The sequence below is a fragment of the Pseudomonas sp. BF-RE-22 genome (genome assembly GCF_019956155.1).
GTDB lineage: Bacteria > Pseudomonadota > Gammaproteobacteria > Pseudomonadales > Pseudomonadaceae > Aquipseudomonas > Aquipseudomonas migulae.
Genome location: NZ_JAHBDD010000009.1, coordinates 39,032 through 59,785, shown reverse-complemented (window position 1 = coordinate 59,785; position 20,754 = coordinate 39,032). Strand labels below are relative to the sequence as shown.

The 20,754-nt window shown below is 58.8% G+C and carries 25 protein-coding genes and 2 tRNA genes; 17 read left to right on the top strand and 10 right to left on the bottom strand.

From position 1 onward, the window contains the following. The first annotated feature begins 90 nt into the window (after positions 1-90). Together KGA82_RS05920 and KGA82_RS05915 are read left to right on the top strand one after the other, a co-directional pair. A complete protein-coding gene (locus KGA82_RS05920) occupies positions 91-279 on the top strand; it encodes a hypothetical protein (protein WP_008036894.1) in 189 nt (62 codons plus the stop codon). Positions 280-420: 141 nt separating this feature from the next. Next, on the top strand, positions 421-702 hold the full coding sequence (locus KGA82_RS05915) for a hypothetical protein (RefSeq protein ID WP_008036896.1): 282 nt from the start codon (positions 421-423) through the stop codon (positions 700-702). A gap of 11 nt (positions 703-713) precedes the next feature. Here the strand turns inward: KGA82_RS05915 and KGA82_RS05910 are convergent, their stop codons facing one another. Both KGA82_RS05910 and KGA82_RS05905 read right to left on the bottom strand, forming a co-directional pair. Beyond that, positions 714-944, bottom strand: coding sequence for a hypothetical protein (locus KGA82_RS05910; protein WP_008031064.1), 231 nt, complete (start codon positions 942-944; stop codon positions 714-716). Positions 945-1,016: 72 nt separating this feature from the next. Next, positions 1,017-1,376 carry a hypothetical protein gene (locus KGA82_RS05905; protein WP_223449925.1) on the bottom strand — a complete coding sequence of 120 codons (360 nt, stop codon included), beginning with the start codon at positions 1,374-1,376 and terminating at the stop codon, positions 1,017-1,019. Positions 1,377-1,588: 212 nt separating this feature from the next. Between KGA82_RS05905 and KGA82_RS05900 the strand changes: the two genes are divergently transcribed. From KGA82_RS05900 to ada, 5 genes are all read left to right on the top strand, one after another. Next, positions 1,589-1,891: a DUF1883 domain-containing protein gene (locus KGA82_RS05900; RefSeq protein WP_008031060.1), complete on the top strand. Its 303-nt coding sequence runs from the start codon at positions 1,589-1,591 to the stop codon at positions 1,889-1,891. Positions 1,892-1,925: 34 nt separating this feature from the next. Beyond that, positions 1,926-2,096 (top strand): hypothetical protein, encoded by a 171-nt coding sequence (locus KGA82_RS05895; RefSeq protein ID WP_162130704.1) that lies wholly within the window; start codon positions 1,926-1,928, stop codon positions 2,094-2,096. 125 nt (positions 2,097-2,221) lie between these two features. Then, positions 2,222-2,929, top strand: coding sequence for a 2OG-Fe(II) oxygenase (locus KGA82_RS05890; protein WP_223449924.1), 708 nt, complete (start codon positions 2,222-2,224; stop codon positions 2,927-2,929). Continuing rightward, the gene (gene alkB / locus KGA82_RS05885; protein ID WP_192416218.1) at positions 2,919-3,599 is read left to right on the top strand and encodes a DNA oxidative demethylase AlkB; all 681 of its coding nucleotides are present in this window, start codon (positions 2,919-2,921) and stop codon (positions 3,597-3,599) included. The genes KGA82_RS05890 and alkB overlap by 11 nt, the downstream gene beginning before the upstream one ends. Positions 3,600-3,685: 86 nt before the next feature. Next, positions 3,686-4,750, top strand: coding sequence for a bifunctional DNA-binding transcriptional regulator/O6-methylguanine-DNA methyltransferase Ada (gene ada, locus KGA82_RS05880; protein ID WP_223449923.1), 1,065 nt, complete (start codon positions 3,686-3,688; stop codon positions 4,748-4,750). A 47-nt stretch (positions 4,751-4,797) separates the two neighbouring features. On the opposite strand, the gene KGA82_RS05875 is transcribed toward ada, so the two are convergent. Continuing rightward, complete coding sequence (locus KGA82_RS05875) at positions 4,798-5,781, bottom strand: MDR family oxidoreductase (RefSeq protein WP_192416217.1); 984 nt, start codon at positions 5,779-5,781, stop codon at positions 4,798-4,800. 187 nt (positions 5,782-5,968) lie between these two features. Between KGA82_RS05875 and KGA82_RS05870 the strand changes: the two genes are divergently transcribed. From KGA82_RS05870 to KGA82_RS05830, 9 genes are all read left to right on the top strand, one after another. After that, on the top strand, positions 5,969-7,033 hold the full coding sequence (locus tag KGA82_RS05870) for an NAD(P)H-dependent flavin oxidoreductase (protein ID WP_223449922.1): 1,065 nt from the start codon (positions 5,969-5,971) through the stop codon (positions 7,031-7,033). 135 nt (positions 7,034-7,168) lie between these two features. Beyond that, positions 7,169-7,936: a molybdate ABC transporter substrate-binding protein gene (gene modA, locus KGA82_RS05865; protein WP_223449921.1), complete on the top strand. Its 768-nt coding sequence runs from the start codon at positions 7,169-7,171 to the stop codon at positions 7,934-7,936. Continuing rightward, positions 7,937-8,617, top strand: coding sequence for a molybdate ABC transporter permease subunit (gene modB, locus KGA82_RS05860; RefSeq protein WP_192416215.1), 681 nt, complete (start codon positions 7,937-7,939; stop codon positions 8,615-8,617). 3 nt (positions 8,618-8,620) lie between these two features. Further along, positions 8,621-9,700, top strand: coding sequence for a molybdenum ABC transporter ATP-binding protein (modC, locus tag KGA82_RS05855; protein WP_223449920.1), 1,080 nt, complete (start codon positions 8,621-8,623; stop codon positions 9,698-9,700). A gap of 75 nt (positions 9,701-9,775) precedes the next feature. Next, entirely contained in the window at positions 9,776-10,816 is a 1,041-nt protein-coding gene (locus KGA82_RS05850; RefSeq protein WP_223449919.1) for a DNA topoisomerase IB, read from the top strand. A gap of 72 nt (positions 10,817-10,888) precedes the next feature. Further along, the gene (locus tag KGA82_RS05845) at positions 10,889-11,110 is read left to right on the top strand and encodes a hypothetical protein (RefSeq protein ID WP_223449918.1); all 222 of its coding nucleotides are present in this window, start codon (positions 10,889-10,891) and stop codon (positions 11,108-11,110) included. A gap of 114 nt (positions 11,111-11,224) precedes the next feature. Beyond that, positions 11,225-11,455: a hypothetical protein gene (locus KGA82_RS05840; protein WP_008031039.1), complete on the top strand. Its 231-nt coding sequence runs from the start codon at positions 11,225-11,227 to the stop codon at positions 11,453-11,455. A gap of 301 nt (positions 11,456-11,756) precedes the next feature. Continuing rightward, positions 11,757-12,041 carry a hypothetical protein gene (locus tag KGA82_RS05835; protein WP_008036910.1) on the top strand — a complete coding sequence of 95 codons (285 nt, stop codon included), beginning with the start codon at positions 11,757-11,759 and terminating at the stop codon, positions 12,039-12,041. Between the two features lie 263 nt (positions 12,042-12,304). Further along, positions 12,305-12,514, top strand: a complete 210-nt coding sequence (locus tag KGA82_RS05830; RefSeq protein ID WP_008031035.1) for a hypothetical protein — start codon at positions 12,305-12,307, stop codon at positions 12,512-12,514. Positions 12,515-12,599: 85 nt separating this feature from the next. Here the strand turns inward: KGA82_RS05830 and KGA82_RS05825 are convergent, their stop codons facing one another. The 7 genes from KGA82_RS05825 to KGA82_RS05795 form a co-directional block, all read right to left on the bottom strand. Then, positions 12,600-12,950, bottom strand: coding sequence for a hypothetical protein (locus tag KGA82_RS05825; protein ID WP_223449917.1), 351 nt, complete (start codon positions 12,948-12,950; stop codon positions 12,600-12,602). Positions 12,951-13,069: 119 nt separating this feature from the next. Further along, positions 13,070-13,156: transfer RNA gene (locus KGA82_RS05820), tRNA-Leu, on the bottom strand. Positions 13,157-13,351: 195 nt separating this feature from the next. Further along, positions 13,352-13,425 (bottom strand) — tRNA-Cys (locus KGA82_RS05815). A 252-nt stretch (positions 13,426-13,677) separates the two neighbouring features. Beyond that, positions 13,678-14,118: a CBS domain-containing protein gene (locus KGA82_RS05810; protein WP_008029579.1), complete on the bottom strand. Its 441-nt coding sequence runs from the start codon at positions 14,116-14,118 to the stop codon at positions 13,678-13,680. 40 nt (positions 14,119-14,158) lie between these two features. Continuing rightward, complete coding sequence (gene nirD, locus KGA82_RS05805) at positions 14,159-14,536, bottom strand: nitrite reductase small subunit NirD (protein WP_223435746.1); 378 nt, start codon at positions 14,534-14,536, stop codon at positions 14,159-14,161. Continuing rightward, positions 14,536-17,097, bottom strand: coding sequence for a nitrite reductase large subunit NirB (gene nirB, locus KGA82_RS05800; protein ID WP_223449916.1), 2,562 nt, complete (start codon positions 17,095-17,097; stop codon positions 14,536-14,538). The genes nirD and nirB overlap by 1 nt, the downstream gene beginning before the upstream one ends. Positions 17,098-17,435: 338 nt before the next feature. After that, positions 17,436-18,605 carry a DUF1624 domain-containing protein gene (locus KGA82_RS05795; RefSeq protein WP_223449915.1) on the bottom strand — a complete coding sequence of 390 codons (1,170 nt, stop codon included), beginning with the start codon at positions 18,603-18,605 and terminating at the stop codon, positions 17,436-17,438. 286 nt (positions 18,606-18,891) lie between these two features. On the opposite strand from KGA82_RS05795, the gene KGA82_RS05790 reads away from it, so the two are divergent. Continuing rightward, complete coding sequence (locus KGA82_RS05790; RefSeq protein ID WP_223449914.1) at positions 18,892-20,631, top strand: dipeptidase; 1,740 nt, start codon at positions 18,892-18,894, stop codon at positions 20,629-20,631. The last annotated feature ends 123 nt before the right edge of the window (positions 20,632-20,754 follow it).

Here is a 20,754-nt window from a genome sequence, read left to right as displayed (position 1 = left end):
TGCAATCGCACCCACCCTACACCCATCAACACCGGTTGCGTGCGTTTGGCGTTATCATTGCGCAATTGAACCAGCCAACGAGGCAGATACATGTCGGTAGCAAAAAGTGTCAACGGGTTCCTGATCAATCAGGCGAAAGACGGCCAGTGGTGGGTAGCCAGCGTCAGCGGCGAGAATATCGCCGGGCCATTCCCGACTGAAGCGTTGGCGATTGAAGTGGCGTCTGTATTGGAACTCGAACACCCGGAGCCCAAGCGTCGCGGCAAGGACAAGTCCTGATCCGGAGCCGATTTGCATGACCAAGCCCTGCCTCGCGCAGGGCTTTTTTGTGATTGGATGAAACGAAGTGGCCTTTCGCTATAACCTTTTGATTCCGGCGCTGTCACAGGCTTAGCCCATCACCCTGACGACGACCACGACATGAATAGATTTTTGCCTTTGATTGCGATATTGGCCCTGAGTGGCTGCGCCACCTCTGAAAAGACTTACCTGGGCAATGGCGAAACAGGCCTGTCCATCGACTGCTCCGGCGAAGCCAATTCCTGGGCCTCCTGCTATGAAAAAGCCGATGCCTCCTGCGCCGGCACCGGCTATCGAATCGTCGGCACTGACGGAACCCCGTCGACCAAGGAGAGCGACAAGACCCTCGGCGTCGACGTAGGCAACTACAAAAACCGCAGCGTCGTGGTGGTCTGCAAGTAAGGCGCCCTGCCCTACATGTGAATTTCGGCGAACTTGATCCCGAGACCGCGCACGGTCTCGATCAGATCGTCGAGACGACTGAAGGATTCGACTTCATCGTTATCGTCCACCAGAAAATAGCTGCGTCCGGCGCTTTTCTTGAAAAACACGATCCATTCCCCCGGATCAGCCGGATTTTGAATCACATGGGTAGCAGAGATGTGACCCTCTGCGTGCCGTTCCCGTACCTGCTCTCGCTTCATGCTCGACTCCAGAAATGACAATGCCGCCAAAGCGTTGCTTTGACGGCATCGATGCTGACTGTCGCCAGTCTATCAGCCGGAAATGCACGCCGTGGCGGCATCGCGCACATCCATGGGGCGTAACGGCACATTGGAGATGCGCTCATGCAGCTTGATGCTGCTGCCACTGGAGCGTTCTTCGATATCAAATACAGCGGCCGGCCCCGAGGAGAACTTCTGCGGCACAATGACCCGCACACCGTCTTTGCCCTGCGGCTCGACTTGCAGGGCGCCGCGGCTGCTGGCCAGTTTTTCGGTCAGGCATTGTGCGTACTCATGGGGCTTCTTGCCTGAAATCACGCTCATGGTGGGCAGCGTCTCGTTGATTTCCGAAACGCTCGCACAACCACTCATCGCCAACGCCAATGGCAAAACCCACGCACCCCACTTCATAAAAAACCTCCGATAAAGCCCCTCCGACAGCACAAATGCTGGTTTTCTCCGAGGCCCACTGCTTTTATCGCTCATAGAATTCCGAATAACTGTTTTTAATTGTCAAAGCGGAGCCCGACGACCGGATAATAACCCGTTCGGGCTGATAAACTGCGCCCATCGCCCATGCTATCGTTTTGATTTTGTAGAAAAAGCCCTTCTGGAGGCGCCTCATGAAATTTATCCACCAGCGCGAGCACCTCAACGAAGACGACATCGTCGTCATCCAGTGCTCGCAAATGTGCAACATCCGCTTGATGAACGACGCCAATTTCCGCAGCTTCAAGAATGGCGGCCGTCACACTTACCATGGTGGTGCATTCGACACCTTCCCGGCCCGTATTACTGCACCAAGCACCGGTTTCTGGAACATCACCATCGACACCGTCAACCGTCGGGCGATCAGCGTGACCCGCAAACCGACCTTGTCCCACTCGATCAAGATCATCCGCCGCTCCACCACGAAACTGAGCTGAGCACCGCCCGACTCGAACACAGGCAGATATGACCGTGACCCAAACAACCAAGTACGTCATCAAATACAAACTCAACGGCGAACGCCGCTTCGAATTTGCCCAGCTTGAAAACGGCACCGAAGCAGAAGCCAAAGCCGCGCTGGACGCCATTCATGGCCAGGGCGAAGACGTCATCAGCGAGATCAGCGTCAGCAAAGCGCTGTAACGGGATTCGGAGCGACAACCGGGATGTCTGCTCCGTCCGTTGAATTCGACCGCAAGCGCCTGAGTGTTCACGACGGCAGCGCTCCCTAGACTGGCCACCTCAACCCTGGGTTAAGGAGTCAGCACATGTTTAACGAGCGTACGCTCGATGCACTCGACTGGGACAGCCTGTACCAGCAACTCGATCAGGATGGCTGCGCCATCATCCGGTCATTGCTGAGTGCCGAAGAGTGTGACGACATCAGCGCGCTCTATGCGAAACCAGAGCCTTTCCGCTCACAGGTCATGATGGCCCGCCACGGCTTTGGCCGCGGCGAGTACAAATATTTCCGCTATCCGCTACCGGATCTCGTCTGCCGAATGCGCAATGCGCTCTACCCGCGACTGGTGCCGATTGCCAATCGCTGGTACGAGCAGATGGACTTGCCGATCCGTTTCCCCCCGAAGCACGAGGCGTTCCTTGAGCGCTGTCATGCCGCCGGTCAGGAGCGCCCAACGCCGTTGTTGCTGCAATATGGGCCACAGGACTACAACTGCCTGCATCAGGATCTGTACGGTGAACATGTCTTCCCACTGCAAGTGGCGATTCTTCTGTCAGAGCCAGGCGAAGATTTCACCGGCGGCGAGTTTGTACTGACCGAGCAACGGCCACGGATGCAGTCTCGCCCCCAGGTGATTGGCCTGAAGAAAGGTGACGGGCTGATCTTTGCCGTCAACCAACGACCAGTCAAAGGCGTTCGCGGCTTCTACCGTGTCACGTTGCGCCACGGGGTCAGTCGCCTGCACAGCGGAAAACGGCATACCCTTGGAATCATCTTTCACGATGCGACATGACCCCATGACCCCGAGCACTTTCGACCTGTTTGCCGACGCCGAGCCCGAGCAGCTACCTCGGCGCGAGCAGATCGGCGAACAGTCCTGCGTACTGAGAGGCTTTGCCCTGCCCTGGCTGGATCGTTTGCTGCCTGCACTGGAAGCGGTTCTGGCCGCTGCACCGCTTCGGCAGATGGTCACGCCCGGCGGCTTCATCATGTCGGCAGCCATGAGCAGTTGCGGCACATGGGGCTGGACCACCGACCGCAGCGGTTATCGCTACACCCGCAATGATCCGCAAACCGACGCGCCCTGGCCGGCCATGCCCGCGGTGTTTTTGGCGCTCGCACAAGCGGCAGCACGCGAAGCCGGTTTTGCTGATTTCGTACCCGATTCCTGCCTGATCAACCGTTATGTCCCCGGCGCCAAAATGTCTTTGCATCAAGACAAGGATGAAGCGTCCTACGCGGCGCCGATCGTTTCGGTCTCCCTGGGCTTGCCGGCGATGTTCCTGTTCGGCGGGTTTGAACGCAGCGATAAAAGCCAGCGAGTGCCACTGTTGCACGGCGATATCGTGGTCTGGGGCGGCGTTGATCGCTTGCGTTATCACGGTGTCTTGCCGATCAAGGACGGTCAGCACCCGCGAATGGGCGAGCAACGGATCAACTTCACGTTTCGTACCGCAAAATGAATCCCCGAATTTGACCGCAAGCCCCGGAGTGCGACGACTGCGCCGGCTGGTTAATCTGAATCAAACAGGTCAACGGACAAGAAGCCATGACACGCCAATCGACAAGAATCGCCACCGAAAACGATCCGCGCTGGGCCGCCGTCGTCGCACGCGATCCCCGCGCAGACGGGCAGTTTGTGTATGCAGTGAAAACCACCGGCATCTATTGCAGCCCCAGCAGTCTGGCGCGTTTGCCCAAGCCGCAGAACGTCGAATTCTTCGACACCGCCGAGCAAGCCCAGGCGGCTGGCTACCGCCCGAGCAAACGCGCGGCGAAGGATCAAAGTGACGTCGCCGCGCAACATGCCGCAACGGTGGCTGCCGCGTGCCGTCAGATCGAGACCGCAGAGCATCTGCCGGCACTGAGTGAACTGGCGGACGTGGCGGGCCTGAGCAGCTTCCACTTTCACCGAGTGTTTAAAGCCGTGACCGGATTGACGCCCAAGGGCTACGCCACGGCCCACCGTTCACGCAAGGTTCGCCAACGCTTGATCGATGGAGGCTCGGTGACCGATGCCTTGTATGACGCCGGTTTCAATTCCAATAGCCGATTTTATGAGGCGGCGGATCAATTGTTGGGGATGAAACCTGGCGATTACCGTGCCGAAGGCCAGAACAACGACATTCGGTTTGCCGTCGGCCAGTGTTCTTTAGGGGCGATTCTGGTGGCGCAAAGCGAACGCGGTGTGTGCGCGATTCTGCTGGGTGATGATCCGCACCAATTGGTGTGCGACCTGCAGGACAAGTTTCGGCGGGCCAACCTGATCGGCGCCGACCACAGGTTCGAGCAGTTGATCGCCCAGGTTGTCGGGTTTATCGAAGCGCCAGCCATCGGCCTGGACTTGCCTCTGGATGTGCGCGGCACGGCGTTTCAGGAGCGCGTCTGGCAAGCCCTGCGGGAGATTCCTGTCGGCAGCACCGCCAGCTACGCCGACATCGCGCAGCGCATCGGCTCACCGAAAGCGGTACGCGCCGTGGCCCAGGCCTGCGGCGCGAACAGCCTGGCGGTGGCGATCCCGTGCCACCGCGTGGTGCGCAGTGACGGCAACTTGTCGGGGTATCGTTGGGGAGTGGAGCGCAAGCGGCAGTTGTTGGAGCGCGAAAACCAATAAATAAAAAGATCGCAGCCTGCGGCAGTCGCAGGCTGCGATTTTTGCTTTCAGCGATTCACATCCACCACCACACGGCCACGCAGCTGGCCGGCGAGCAATCGCGGTGCCGCATCGATCGCCTCACTCAAACCGATTTCGTGGCTGATCAGCGGCAGCAAGGCAAAGTCCAGATCCTTGGCCAGACGGTTCCATGCCAATACCCGTTTGGCTTTGGGTTGGGTCACGCTGTTGATTCCGGCCAGGGTTACGCCGCGCAAAATGAACGGGGCGACAGAGGCCGGGAAGTCCATGCCTTGCGCCAGACCACACGCGGCGACAGTGCCGTTGGCTTTCGTGCTGGCACAGGCGTTGGCCAGGGTGTGACTGCCGACCGAGTCGATCACGGCCGCCCAACGCTCTTTGGCCAGCGGTTTTCCCGGCTCGGACAAGGTCGCGCGGTCGATGATTTCGCTGGCACCCAATTGCTTGAGGTAGTCGTGTTCGGAGGTGCGGCCAGTGGACGCGACCACCCGGTAGCCGAGCTTGCTCAACAGCGCGATGGCGAAACTGCCTACACCACCGTTGGCGCCCGTGACCAAAACGTCACCCTGCTCAGGCGTCACACCGTTATGTTCCAAGGCCAGGATGCTCAGCATCGCCGTGTAACCGGCCGTGCCGATCGCCATTGCCTGGGCAGCGGTGAATTCCCGAGGCAGCGGAATCAGCCAGTCGCCATTCAGGCGCGCCTTCTGCGCCAATCCGCCCCAATGCCCTTCACCGACTCCCCAGCCATTGAGTACGACTTGATCACCGACCTTGTAGTCCGGATGCCCACTGACTTCGACAGTCCCTGCCAGATCAATGCCCGGCACCATCGGGAATTTTCGCACCACCGGGCTGCTGCCGGTGATCGCCAGACCGTCCTTGAAGTTCAGCGTGCTGTACGCCACACGCACTGTCACATCGCCCTCAGGCAGTTGATCGTCATTGATCTCTTGCAGTGTGGCCCGGTAACCGCTGTCGTCTTTGTCGATCAAAATGCCTTGGAACATTGTCGTCTCCTGTCAGATCATTCAGTTGTCGTGCTACTGGAATATCACACTGCTACCTTTTGCCGTACCCGACTTTAAGCCAATCCAGGAATGCCCCATCCAAAAACCCGATTGGTCTTGCGCCTGTCTTTGCTGATACAAGTCCCGTTCTACAGCCCTTCCCCGTCATGACCCGGAGAACCTTGAAATGAGCCAATGGCCAGATACCCGAATCATTGATTTGCTGGGGATCGAACTGCCGATCATCCAGGCCCCGATGGCAGGCGCTACAGGTTCGGCCATGGTGATCGCCGCGAGCAATGCCGGCGGCCTGGGCTCGATGCCCGCGGCCATGCTGACCACCGAGCAGTTGCGCGAAGAATTGAAGACCATTCGCCAACACACTCAGCGCCCGATCAACGTCAACTTCTTCTGCCATCAGCCGCCCCCTGCCGACGAGCAGCGTGCCCGGGACTGGAAGAATCTGCTGGAACCCTACTACCGCGAACTCGGCGTGGATTTCGACGCACCGACGCCGGTATCCAATCGCGCGCCGTTCGATAACGCGACCTGTGAAGTGATCGAAGAATGTCGTCCCGAAGTGGTGAGCTTTCACTTCGGCCTACCGGAAAAATCCCTGTTGGATCGCGTCAAGGCGACCGGGGCGAAAGTGCTGTCTTCGGCAACGACTGTCGAAGAAGCCGTCTGGCTTGAGCAGCATGGCTGTGACGCGATCATCGCCATGGGTTACGAAGCTGGCGGCCATCGGGGCATGTTTCTCAGCGACGATTTGAGCAGCCAGGTGGGCCTCTTCGCGCTGCTGCCGCAAATTGTCGACGCGGTGAAAGTGCCGGTGATTGCCGCTGGCGGCATTGCCGATGCACGGGGCGTGGCGGCGGCGTTTCTGTTGGGCGCGTCCGCGGTGCAGGTGGGCACGGCGTATTTGTTTACGCCGGAAGCCAAGGTCAGCGCCTCTCATCACAAGGCGTTGCGCACGGCCAAAGAAAGCGAGACCGCCGTCACCAACATTTTCACCGGCCGCCCGGCACGCGGGATTCTCAATCGCGTGATGCGCGAACTCGGACCGATCTGCGATAAAGCACCGGCCTTCCCGTTGGCGGGTGGGGCGTTGATGCCATTGCGGGCAAAGGGCGAAGCGGATTTCAGCAACCTCTGGGCCGGGCAGGCGTTCAGGTTGGGGGTTGAGATGACGACAGCAGAATTGACGCAGCGTCTGGCCCAAGACGGCTTGGCGAAACTGTTGCACCGCTAGGCACAAGACCTGGGGCGAGGCGTTTCGCCGCAATGCAATCGAGATCAACACATTCCGTTTGCAGGCAATTCGCTATATATTCCGCTATATAGCGTTTTAAGCCCTCGCTGTCCCTGCCTACAACGGAGCCGTTTCATGACCATTCGTGCCTCACGTTTTGCCCCTACTTGCCTGGCGAGCCTGCTCGCTGTGTTCGCCATTGGCGCAGCCCAGGCGGACGAAGTCCAGGTCGCCGTCGCGGCCAACTTCACCGCGCCGATCCAGGCAATCGCTGCCGATTTCGAGAAAGACACCGGGCACAAACTGGTCACTTCCTTCGGTGCAACCGGCCAGTTCTATACGCAGATCAAGAATGGCGCACCGTTTGAAGTGTTCCTCTCGGCGGACGACACCACCCCGCAAAAACTCGAAACCGAAGGCGACACCGTCAAGGGTTCGCGCTTCACTTACGCCGTTGGCACCCTGGCGTTGTGGTCGGCTAAAGAAGGTTACGTCGATGCCAAAGGGGATGTGCTGAAAAAGAACGAATATCAGCATCTCTCCATCGCCAACCCGAAAGCCGCCCCTTATGGCCTGGCTGCCACCCAGGTTTTGGCCAAGCAGGGTCTGACCGACAAGGTCAAAGACAAGATCGTTGAAGGCCAGAACATCACCCAGGCTTATCAGTTTGTCTCAACCGGTAACGCAGAACTGGGCTTTGTCGCCTTGTCGCAGATCTACAAAGACGGCAAAGTCACCAGCGGTTCGGCGTGGATCGTTCCAGCCAGCCTGCACGACCCGATCAAACAAGACGCGGTGATCCTCAACAAAGGCAAGGACAACCCGGCTGCCAAGGCGCTGGTTGACTACCTCAAAGGTCCGAAAGCCGCTGCTGTCATCAAATCCTACGGTTACCAACTCTAAATGACGCTGACGAGTGCCGATTTTTCCGCCATCTGGCTGACCCTGAAACTGGCGTCCCTGACGACAGTTATCCTGCTGGTGATCGGCACTCCGATTGCGTTATGGCTGTCGCGCACCCAATCCTGGCTGCGCGGCCCGGTCGGGGCGATTGTCGCCCTGCCCCTGGTGCTGCCGCCCACGGTGATCGGTTTTTATCTGTTGCTGGCGCTAGGCCCTAACGGCTTTATCGGCCACTTCACTCAATCGCTGGGGCTTGGCACCCTGACGTTCAGTTTTGCCGGATTGGTGATCGGCTCGGTGCTCTACTCGATGCCGTTCGTGGTCCAGCCGTTGCAAAACGCTTTTTCTGCCATTGGCACCCGCCCACTGGAAGTGGCTGCGACCTTGCGCGCCAATCCCTGGGACACCTTTTTCAGCGTGATCCTGCCTCTGGCCCGACCGGGGTTCATCACCGCCGCGATTCTCGGTTTCGCCCACACCGTCGGTGAGTTTGGCGTGGTGCTGATGATCGGCGGCAACATCCCCGACAAGACCCGCGTGGTCTCGGTGCAGATCTACGATCACGTCGAAGCCATGGAATACGCCCAGGCCCACTGGCTGGCCGGGGCGATGCTGGTGTTCTCGTTTGCCGTGTTGCTGGCGCTGTACTCCAGCCGTAAAACCAAAGCGGGCTGGAGCTGATCGATGATTCAAACACGTCTGAAACTGAGGTATTCGGGTTTCGCCCTGAATGTGGACTTGCAACTGCCCGGCCGTGGCGTCACCGCGCTTTATGGCCATTCCGGCTCGGGCAAGACCACCTGTTTGCGCTGCATCGCAGGCCTGGAGCGGGCCGAACAAGGCTTTATCCAGGTCAACGATGAAGTCTGGCAGGACAGCGACAAGAAGATTTTCGTAGCGCCGCACAAACGCGCGATCGGCTATGTCTTCCAGGAAGCCAGTCTGTTTACGCACCTGTCGGTGTTGGCGAACCTGCAGTTCGGCCTCAAGCGAATCCCCAGACACCAACGCCGGGTCGACCTGGCGCACGCGACGGAGCTGTTGGGTATCGGTCATCTGCTGGACCGCCATCCGCAGCACTTGTCGGGTGGCGAGCGACAGCGTGTCGGCATTGCCCGCGCGCTGCTCACCAGCCCGAAACTGTTGCTGATGGACGAACCGCTGGCGGCGCTGGATTCGCAACGCAAAAGCGAGATCCTGCCCTACCTGCAAAGGCTGCACGATGAACTGGACATCCCGGTGCTGTACGTCAGCCATTCCCAGGATGAAGTGGCGCGACTGGCCGACCACATCGTCCTGCTCAGCAACGGCAAAGCCCTGGCCAGCGGCCCTATCGGCGAAACGCTGGCCCGGCTCGATTTGCCTTTGGCGTTGGGCGATGACGCCGGCGTGGTGATCGAGGGCCACGTCAGTGCCTATGACGCCGATTATCAGTTGCTGACCTTGCAACTGCCAGGCACCGCTCTGAACATCCGCGTGACGCACACGCCGATGGACCCCGGCCAGGCGCTGCGCTGCAAGGTCCAGGCGCGCGATGTCAGCCTGAGCCTGCACAGCGCCGAGCAAAGCAGCATCCTCAACCGTCTGCCGGTGACCGTGATCAGTGAAATGGGCGCAGACAACGCCGCCCACGTGCTGATTCGCCTGGACGCGGCCGGCACACCGCTGCTGGCGCGAATCACCCGCTACTCCCGGGATCAATTGCAGGTGCATCCCGGCCAACAGCTCTGGGCGCAAATCAAAGCGGTGGCGGTGCTGGCGTAAATCCGCTGGCACGACTGCACTGGCACGCGGTCAATGGCTGTAACGGCCCCTGATTCGTCGCCAAGGACTACCGCCATGCCCGATTCCGCGCTGACTGATGTGCTGCCACCTGACCTGCATTATATCGATGACACCCAGCCCGGCATCGCCCGCAAGAAACTGCGCGGCAGGTTCAGCTACTTCGACCCGGACGGAAAACGCATCACCGACCCGGACCAAATCAAACGTATCAATGCCCTCGCCGTACCCCCGGCCTACACCGACGTTTGGATTTGCGCCGACCCGCGTGGGCATCTGCAAGCCACTGGCCGTGATGCCCGGGGGCGCAAGCAATACCGTTATCACCCGCGCTGGCGCGAAGTGCGCGATGCCGACAAATATTCGCGCCTGCGGGATTTCGGGCTCGCCCTGCCGAAACTGCGCAAACAGCTTGAAACGCTGTTGGCCGCGCCGGGCTTCAGCCGTGACAAGGTCATGGCCACGGTCATTACCTTGCTCGACGCGACATTGATTCGGGTCGGCAACACGCAATACGCCCGGGACAACCGCTCGTATGGGCTGACCACGCTGCGCAACCGGCACGTCGAGATCAACGGCAGTGCGATCCGGTTCCAGTTCCGGGGCAAGAGCGGCGTCGAGCACCAGATCACCGTGAAAGACCGGCGCCTGGCACGAATCATCAAACGCTGCCAGGAGATTCCCGGGCAGAACCTGTTTCAGTATCTGGATGAAAGCGGCGAGCGGCACACCGTCAGTTCCTCCGACGTCAACGCCTACCTGCAAACCCTCACCGGCACCGACTTCACCGCCAAGGATTACCGCACCTGGGCTGGTAGCGCGCTGGCGTTGTCGGTGTTGCGCGGTTTGCAGTGGGAACCGGAATCAGACGCCAGGCGGCATGTGGTGGAGATGGTCAAGAACGTCGCCAGGCAACTTGGCAACACCCCAGCAGTTTGTCGCAAGTGCTACATCCACCCGGCGGTGCTTGAGGGTTTCCTGATGGGGGCATTGGCCGGGTTACCGCGCCCGAGAACACGTAAAGGCTTGAGGGCCGAGGAAGTCGGGCTGGCGATGTATTTGGAGACGATGATCGAGGCGACTCAACCGACGAACTGACCTGTTCATTTTTTGCGCGATTACGAATGGCTTCTATAGTTGTTGTGACACAAATTAGCTTCGAGTGAAGCCATGGAAGACATTTACGTTGTTAAGCGTTGCAACAAGATCATCGTTTATGGCCGCCGAGCCGGTGAAGACCAACATCAGCCACCTGAAGCCGCCGTCTGGTATCGCATCACCGACACCCGGACTAACGGCTACATCGGTGACGGCTACGATCTTGAAGAAAAAGCCCAACGCACGTGCGATCAACTCAATGCCAGATCGCAAGTGATGGCCCGACAAGGCTGAAGCCCGGGTCTATACTGAAAATGGCTGAGGGAACAGCGACCCCATCGGCAGAAAGCTCGCTCTTTGCGGGCTTTTTGCTGCCACTGCCAGGTTTCTTGAACGGAGGTGTTTGCCATGTCCGAAAAAGAGTCCATCACCACCCTGCTCACCCTGCTCGACTCGCGCCAGGTTCGCTTGGCCGCAGCGTGCAAGGAAATCGCCGACTGGGTCGATCATCAAGGCGGGCATCCGACCGCCCTCAGGATTCGTGATCGCCTGAACGACATCGAGAAGGACACGCCGCTGATTCGTAACACGCTGTCTTCGCTAAAACCTGTCGAGCCGCCGCTGCCGCGGTTCAGATGATTCGATCTGGACTCCGGACACGAGCGCACGGCCAGGACGCATGAACGGCGACGATGATCGTCACCGGGTGCGTCCTTGCCTGATCACCTGCTACTGAATCCCAAACCCGGCCCTGTACCGGGATTTTTTTTGTCCGGTCATTTCACACAGCCTTCACAACTCACGCCTTACTGTAGCCCTACTCCTTTTGAAATATCCCTTGGCCCGCCCGCATGCGGGCCTTCTTTTTGCTCGCCTGCATTCAACGAACGTCATCACTCGCGGGAGGTCAAACAGTCACACGTCACGAAGGAGGCGTCTGATGGTTACTCACTTCAAAGTTGCCGGGCATCTGGCTTGCGGCCACAAAGGCAGCAAGCTCACCTCAACCACTGAACTGAACCGAGTGAAATGCAGAAGTTGCCGAAACACCGATGCATACAAGGATGCACGCAAAGACCAACGCAACGCGGCACGCCGCGCCGCCCGCAAAGCCAAAGCCACTCACACTGCCAATGACTGGCGCGCAGCATGGGTCGAGCGGCTTACCGCCATGGCCGGGCTGCAACGGTTGCCCCGTGGTTTTAGCGGTCAACCATTCGTTTAACGGACAGGTTCGGCGGTTGAAGCACGTTCACTCGGCCCGGCCGCCGGCCCCATGATTTCTCGTTTCGGCGATTTCACTCCGTTCGACGCACGGCGGCTACGGGTGTCTGGGGTTGAGATCAGCCGAATAGATTATTCGACGATCAGTTCAATAGCGCTGTATGCCATTTCATTTTTGGCGATAAGCGTTTTCCTCAGCTAGGGTTTCTATCGCATCGATTCTGCCCCGACGATGTGGGCAGGCGCCCGATCAAGGAGGAGTAAATGACGACGATCCGTGAGGCGGAAGAAGAATACTGCCGCTGGTCCAGCCCGATCTTGCTGGAGCTCAAAGCAAGAGAACATCAGCTTGATCCGGCAGCTCGTCAGGCATTGCAAAATATATTGCGAGAAAGAAGGCTCGTTGACACCGGCAACCCTTCCGGCGCTGATCGACGCAAGGCGAATCAGCCTGCGGACAAAAGCGGCAAGTGAAAATAGTTGACCGGAAACAAACAAGGGTTTGCATCAGCTTTCGCTGGCAAACCCTTGATTTTATAAATTATGGTGAGACTTCCTCTCAAGCCGGTTCGCAGGTCAGCCTCCACGACTGCTCAAACAACCCCCGAGCGTTTCGGCTTTCAAACTCTTCTTCCAGAAAAACTCTGCTATCGCGAGGAAGTGCGATGAACCTTGAAAAACCGACCATTCCCCCGAAGCTGTTTCTACTGTTCACCTCGCCGCAAAATACCTGGTGCCTGGAGTCAATGTTCCTGAACACCGCGGATTGAGGGTCTTTCAGATAATCCCTGACAAGGTTTTTAGCCTGGTACTCCATGTAGTAATTGAAGTACGCATACCTTGACGCGTAGGCCACGCTCGCCAGAACGATACCCGATACCATCAGGTACTTAAGTGTCTTCCATGCCATCCTGGGCCTCGCAAGAAGATGAAGTCGGCAAAGTGATCTTCGCAGAACACTTCGAGAAATAGCCGAGTAAAAATGAAAAAGGCCTGCGTGAGGTATCTCACGCAAGCCTTTGATATTCATGGTGCCCGAAGCCGGAATCGAACCGGCACGCCCTTACGAGCGGGGGATTTTAAGTCCCATGCGTCTACCAGTTTCGCCATTCGGGCGGTAGCGCGGTCAGGCAGTCTGATGGCTGACAAATGATGATCTGTCAGTTCTGACGCCTGTGCAGCAGAGGACGAAATATATACATCCCGTCCCGGTGAAGCAAGTTTGCAAACGCCCATTTCAAGACTAAATCTTGCAGGGCAACGCAAATAAAAAAGCTCCGTAAATCATCGATCTACGGAGCTTGTTTAAAGTGGAGGCCGAGGTCGGAATCGAACCGGCGTAGGTGGATTTGCAATCCACTGCATAACCATTTTGCTACTCGGCCTCAAACATCTGATGTCATGTAGCACAACACCAAACGCGTACAGTCTTGGAGAAGATCTAGATCTAACTCCTTGAAAACATTGAGCTTTTTCAGCGGTCAGTGCTTTCGATGGCGTGAATTATGTACTGATTTCCGAAGGCTGGCAACCCCTTGATTTCAAAAAAAATTTGTCAGGTGCTTTGCATGTTGCGACGCAGGCTCAACCGCTTCGCCCGCGCGCGCCAATACGGCTTCAGCATGCCCCCGGCCCGCTTAGTGCCCGCGAATGTAGTACTCCAATTGCCGGATCAAATCGGCCTGCTCGACAATTGCCTCTTTGACCAGGTCGCCAATCGACAACAACCCGATCAACTCGCCGCTATCCAACACCGGCAGATGCCGCAGGTGGCTGTCAGTCATGACTTCCATACAGCGCTCGATGCTCTGCTGACTGTCGGCTGTCACCACCGGCGCGCTCATGATGTCGCGCACCGGCGTGCCGACCGAGGAACGCCCCTGCAGAACGACCTTGCGCGCATAGTCGCGCTCGCTGATAACGCCGACCACCTGCCCCGCTTCGATGACCGGCAGCGCGCCCACATTCTTCTCGGCCATCATTTTCAGTGCTTCAAGCACCATTTGGTCTGGCGCGATGCTATGCACGTGCTGGTTTTGCACGACTTTCAGTTTCAGCAGCTGTGCGGCTGTTTTCATGGATGCCTCCGCTATCGTTGCTCATTGCCGATGCTTGACCTCAAGCCAGCCCGACTTCCACCACGCCGCCGTTAAGCCGCACCGGCCAGACCCGCAAACGTTGCTGCGGGTACTCCAGGCAACTGCCGTCCTCAAGACGGAAATGCTGTTTGTAGATCGGTGAAGCAACCACGAGGTCCCCCTTGATGCTGCCGACCAGCCCGCGCCCGATGACGTTCGCCCCGGATTGCGGATCATGGTTGTCGATGGCGTAGAGGCTTCGGCCCTCCGCGCCCGGCAGGTAGAACAGCGCCACTTGTGCGCCGTCGAGCCACACGACGACGCCGGAGTTAGAGACAAGGTCCTGCTGCTCGCACACGCTTTGCCAGACATCGCTGTCGGCCAGGGAATCGATGCGTTGGGTAGTGGACTGGCTCATCAGGCAATCTCCTCGGTGACAGGGATCAGGTTGAGTTCGGCAGCCATGATCGGGCGCCGTTGGCCGCGTTCCTGGACAAAATGGATGTCCGGGTCCGGGCGTTTGTCGTTGACGAAGGTCCGGAAGCGCTTGAGTTTTTCCGGGTCTTTGAGGGCGTTGGCCCACTCGCATTCGTAGCGGTCGACCACCAGTTGCATCTGCGATTCGAGTTCGGCGCCGAGCCCGAGGCTGTCGTTGATGATCACCTCTTTGAGGAAATCGAGGCCGCCCTCCAGGCTTTCGCGCCACACCGAGGTACGCTGCAGTTTGTCGGCGGTGCGGATGTAGAACATCAGGAAACGGTCGATGTAGCGGATCAGCGTGGCATCGTCCAGGTCTGTGGCGAACAGCTCGGCGTGGCGTGGGCGCATGCCGCCGTTACCGGCGATGTAGAGGTTCCAGCCCTTCTCGGTGGCGATAACGCCGACGTCTTTGCTCTGGGCTTCGGCGCACTCACGGGTGCAACCGGACACTGCGAACTTGAGTTTGTGCGGCGAGCGCAATCCCTTGTAGCGGTCCTCGATGGTCAGGGCCATTTGCACGCTGTCCTGCACGCCATAACGGCACCAGGTGCTGCCGACGCACGACTTCACCGTCCGGGTCGATTTGCCGTAGGCGTGCCCGGTTTCGAAACCGGCTTCGATCAGCTCGGCCCAGATGTCCGGCAATTCATGCAACTGCGCGCCGAACAGGTCGATCCGCTGACCGCCGGTGATTTTGGTGTAGAGGTCGTATTTTTTCGCCACGACACCGATCGCGATCAGTTTGTCGGCGGTGATTTCGCCGCCGGGAATGCGCGGCACCACCGAATAGGTGCCGTTTTTCTGCATGTTGGCCATGAAGGTGTCGTTGGTGTCCTGCAATGGCACCAGCGATGCGTCCATGATCGGCTGGTTCCAGCACGACGCGAGAATCGAGCCCACGGCCGGTTTGCAGACGTCGCAACCGGTGTGGCCGCGGCCGTGTTTGGCCAGCAGTTCTTCGAAGGTGATGACCCCTTCTACGCGGACCAGCGCATACAGTTCCTGACGGGTATAGGCAAAGTGTTCGCACAGGCTTTTGTCGACGCTGACGCCCCGGGCGATCAACTCATGTTCGAACACTTGCTTGAGCAGACCGGCGCAACCGCCGCAGCCGGTGCAGGCTTTGGTCTGAGACTTGAGCAGGCCCAGGTCGGTGCAGCCGCCATCGATGGCCGAGCAGATGGAACCCTTGGTGACGTTGTGGCACGAGCAGACCGTGGCCGATTCGGGCAACGCGCCCGGGCCCAGGGTCGGCGCGCCTTCGGATGACGGCAGAATCAGGCTGGCGGGTTCCGCCGGCAAGGCAATCGCGTTCTGCATGTATTGCAGCAGCGTGTCGTAGTAGCTGTTGTCGCCGACCAGCACCGCGCCGATGACATGCTTGCCCGAGGCATCCACCACCAGCCGTCGATAGCTGGCCGTGGTTTCGTCGATGAACTGATAACTGCGTGCGCCTGGCGTGTTGCCATGGGCATCGCCGATGGAGCCGACGTCGACGCCCAACAGCTTGAGTTTGGTCGACATGTCGGCGCCCAGAAACGGCTCTGCCGTGTCGTTGCACAGACGTGCCGCCACACCGCGCGCCATCTGGTAGCCCGGCGCGACCAGGCCGAACAGGCCGCCGTTCCAGGAGGCGCATTCGCCGATGGCGTAAATGTCCGGATCGCTGCTCAGGCATTCGTCATTGATCACTACGCCGCCGCGCGGGCCGATTTCCAGCGCGCATTGCCGGGCCAGCGCATCTTGTGCACGGATGCCCGCCGAGAACACGATCAGGTCGGTTTCAAGAAACTCGTCGTTGGCGAAGTTCATGCGGTAGCGATATTCCTCGCCCGCGCTGATCGATTGAGTAGAGCGCGACAGGTGCACACCGACACCGAGTCTTTCGATCTGCGACTTGAGCGCAAGCCCACCCATTGTGTCCAGTTGCACCGGCATCAGGCGCGGGGCGAATTCCACCACATGCGCTTCCAGGCCGAGGCTTTTCAGGGCATTGGCGGCTTCAAGGCCCAGCAGGCCACCGCCGACCACGACGCCGCGTCGGGCATTGGCTGCTGCGGCACGGATCGCATCGAGGTCTTCAAGGGTTCGATACACCAGGCGCGAATCGCCTTCGGCACCTTCGACTGGCGGCACAAACGGGTAAGAGCCGGTGGCCAACACCAACTTGTCGTAAGGGATGCTGCCTTGCGCGGTAATCACCTGGCGACGGGTGCGGTCGATTTCCAGCACCGGCACACCCAAATGCAGGGTGACGCCCGGCGTCTGGTAAAGCGACGCATCGGACAGCGCCAACGATTCGGCATCACGCCCCGAGAAATACTCGGACAGATGCACGCGGTCGTAGGCACGCATCGGCTCCTCGCTGAAGACGTGCAGCCGATACTGGTCAAGCGCGCCCCGCTCAATCAACTGCTCGACGCAATGATGTCCGACCATGCCATTGCCGATCACGATCAGCGTTTGCACTTTGTTCAACGCGGCAACATTGGAATTCATAAGAAGCACCCGGCTAAAACGGTTCAAAAAGCAAAAAAAAACGCCTGAAACCTTGCGGTTCCAGGCGTCTTTGCCTGTTCTTTTGCGGTGTTAGCACCAGACGTCTATGCCTGATCCACCGATGTTGCCCATGATTCGATCGTCGTTGACCGAGGGGGCTGCCCACTCGACTGCGTTTATGGTGGGCCTGTCCGGTGTATTGCAGTGTTTGTGCCAGATCGCGAAAACGCTGATTGCGCAGCGTTTTTCAGGCGCGAGCACCGAACAGGCTCCAGACTTTTGCCTTCGCATAGTGCAGACCGAGGCCTCACGGCTTTATAAAAGTGCATTCATGGGCATTACAGGTATTTGAGCCAGGCGATGTCGCGACGTCGGGCCTTCAGCCCGGAGAACCAACGGACCGGGCGATAAAGCGCAATGGCCAACAGGATTGCGGCGATCCATACCGCGCCTACCGAGTCGAAACCGAAGTACGTGCCCTGATTCAATCCGAACAGCGCTACCGCGATGAGATACAAAACCTTCAGTGCGTAAAGGTGCAACAGATAGAAGAACATCGGCGCTGATCCAAACACCGTCAAGGGACGCAACCATCGGCTCTTCTGCAAGTGCTCAAACCAGAGAAGCAGCAAGCATCCGAGGCTCAGGGTCAGCGCAATAAACAGCAGCGACGGCGGGTATTTGGTGATGTTGAAAAAACTCATCAGTGTTTGCACGGAGGTATCGCCAACACTCCATGGCTTCTCGCCATAGCCGTTGAGCAGCCGCAGTACGACGAAACCGGCCAGCCCCAAAACGCCACAGAGCAGCAACTTGCGCTGACGCCCCTGGGCCTGCGCCGCTCGCCCGAACCACGGGCCCATGGCGTAACCCAAGCCAATGACACCGATCCACGGCAGCACCGGATAGGACGTGCGCAGCCGAAACCCTTCGGACAGTTCGATCCAGCCGCGATCATGGAGAATCGCCCATGGCACGTGCATCACCGATTCGATCGGAAAATGCAGGCCGTCCAACACGTTGTGACCGGCGATGATCGCCAGGCTCAAGAGCAACAACAACGGACGCGGCAGCCAGACCATCACCGACAGGGCCAGCATGCTCAAGCCGATGGCCCAGATCACCTGCATGTAAATGACGGTCGGCGGAAACTGGAACGTCCAGGCGAAGTTCACGAGGGTGAACTCAAGCACCACCAGAAACAGCCCGCGCTTGAACAGGAAGCTGCAAACGTCGGCCTTGCCGGCGTACTTCTCACCGTACAGCCAGGCCGACAGACCGGTGAGCAGCACGAAGACCGGCGCGCACAAATGAGCGAGCGTGCGACTGAAAAACAGCGCCGGCTCGGTCGTGGTGATGTCCATCGGATCGGACACTTGCCGATGCAGGAAAAAGGTTTCGCGAACGTGATCGAGCAGCATGAACAGAATCACCATGCCCCTCAATGCATCGATGGAAAGAAGCCGGCCAACTGCCGTGCCGGTGGAGCGAGAAGGTGCAAGGGTCATGGATGTTTCACAACGCAAGGGGTGAATAAACGTGTCCCGCAGGACAGCCTGCCGGGCACCTTATATTGTTACCCTATAACATCTCAAAGCATTTTTTTAGTTTGTGCACATTTAGAAGGAAACCATGTAGGAGCGAGCCTGCTCGCGATGGTCGTTAACGAAAACGCGTGTTGCCTGGGTAAACGCAGCGTCCTTTAAACCATCGCGAGCAGGCTCGCTCCTACAGTGTTAATGTTGAAATGTTTTGTTTCATTAATCAGACACCTGCAAAGGAATGCCTTCAACAATGGACTTCTCACTCAAGCACCTGGCCGCGACAACGTTGATGCTGGCCAGTCTTTCGTCGTTCACCTCAGCAGCGCACGCCAACATCACCCCGCAGCAAGGCGCAGCCATTCTCAAGACGTTCAGTGACGCATCGATCACGGATTTCAGGCAGTTCCTGACCAGCGTGGCCAAGAGCGACCTGGCCAAAACCGACGACCTCGGCACGGCAATCTCTGCCTTCCTCGACAACAAGAGCCTTTCCGCCGACCAGCAGAACGAAATCCATCGCCTGCTCGGCCTCTATGCGCGAGTGAAATACGGCAGCGCCGCCACCGAGACGCTGCGCGAACTGGTGGCCATCCCGACCTTCCGCGTGGACGGCGTTGCCCAGCACGACAACCCTGAATTCATCAAGATCGCCGACAAGATCAAGAGCCTGGCCCAGGCCTTCAACCTGACCTTTCGCAACGTCGACAACCGCGTCTATGAAATCTCCCTCGAAGGGAGCGGCGATGAAGTGGTGGGCATTCACGCCCACGCCGACGTGGTGCCCGTGACACCGGAAAACTGGGTCCTGAAAGACGGCACCCGCCTCGATCCGTTCAAGGTCACCCTGATTGGCGATCGCATGTATGGCCGTGGCACTGAAGATGACAAAAACGGCATCGTGGTGGCGCTCTACGCCATGAAAGTCATCAAGGAAGAAAAGCTGCCGCTGGCGAGGAATTTCAAGTTGCTGGTGGACACCACCGAGGAAACCAGCGGCGACGCCATCCCCTATTACTTCGAACACAACCCCACACCCAACTACAACCTGGCGCTGGATGGCGGCTACCCGGTGGTGATCGCCGAGAAAGGCTACGGCACCGTCATGGCCAACTTCCCCAAGCGCAAGGCTGACGGCAAGGGCGCTGAAATCGTCTCGATGACTGGCGGCCTGGCCACCAACCAGATTCCGTCGGCGTCGGTCGCCACCCTGCTGAGTGACAAACCCGCCGAACTGGCCGCCAGCCTGCAAAAGGCCGGCACCGAATACGCCAAGCGCAATGGCGGCGATTTCGAGGTGACGGCCAAGGTTGTCGGCAAAGACGTCACGCTGACAGTCACCGGCGTTTCCGCCCACTCCTCTGAGCCCGAGTCCGGAATCAACCCGGTGGCGAGAATGCTGGTGTTCATCAACAGCCTCGACGGCAAGGTCGCCCTCAAGCACAACCACATCACCGACGCGGCCCGCTACGCTGCCGACAACTGGGGGCTCGATTATCTGGGTGGCAAATTGGCGGTCGGTTTTTCCGATGAGTTCATGGGACCGTTGACCACCTCCCTGACCTTTGTCGGGATGGATGAAAACACCTTCAAACTCGCGGTCAACCTGCGCGTACCGAAGGGCAAGTCCCCGGAAGTGCTCAAGCGCGAAATCGCCGACAAGCTGGACGCCTGGAGCAAGAAATCCCAGGTTGCGGTGGCCTTCGATTACTCGATCGCCGAACCGATGTACCGCAATCCCGAGGGTGAATGGGTCAAGGCGCTTCTCGCCGTGGCCAGCGAAAACCTGGGCATGGAACACAAATTCGGCACCTCGGCCGGCGCCACTTCGGTCCATGAACTGCCCAACGGCGTGCAGTTCGGCCTGGCCCGGCCCGAAGTCAAATACACCGGCCACACCGACAACGAGTTCAAGACCGTCGACCAGTTCCTGCTGGACTTGCAAATCGTGACCGAGATGTTCGGGCGCATCGGCCAGTTGCCAAAACTCTAAGCCCTCCCCTTCGGACCCGCTGCTCTGGCGGGTCCGACGTTTACAACGTCCTGACCCACTTTCCTGAAGCAGTCTTTTCACGCCTTGCCATCATCGTTGCCTCCAGAGCAACGATCTCTGAAT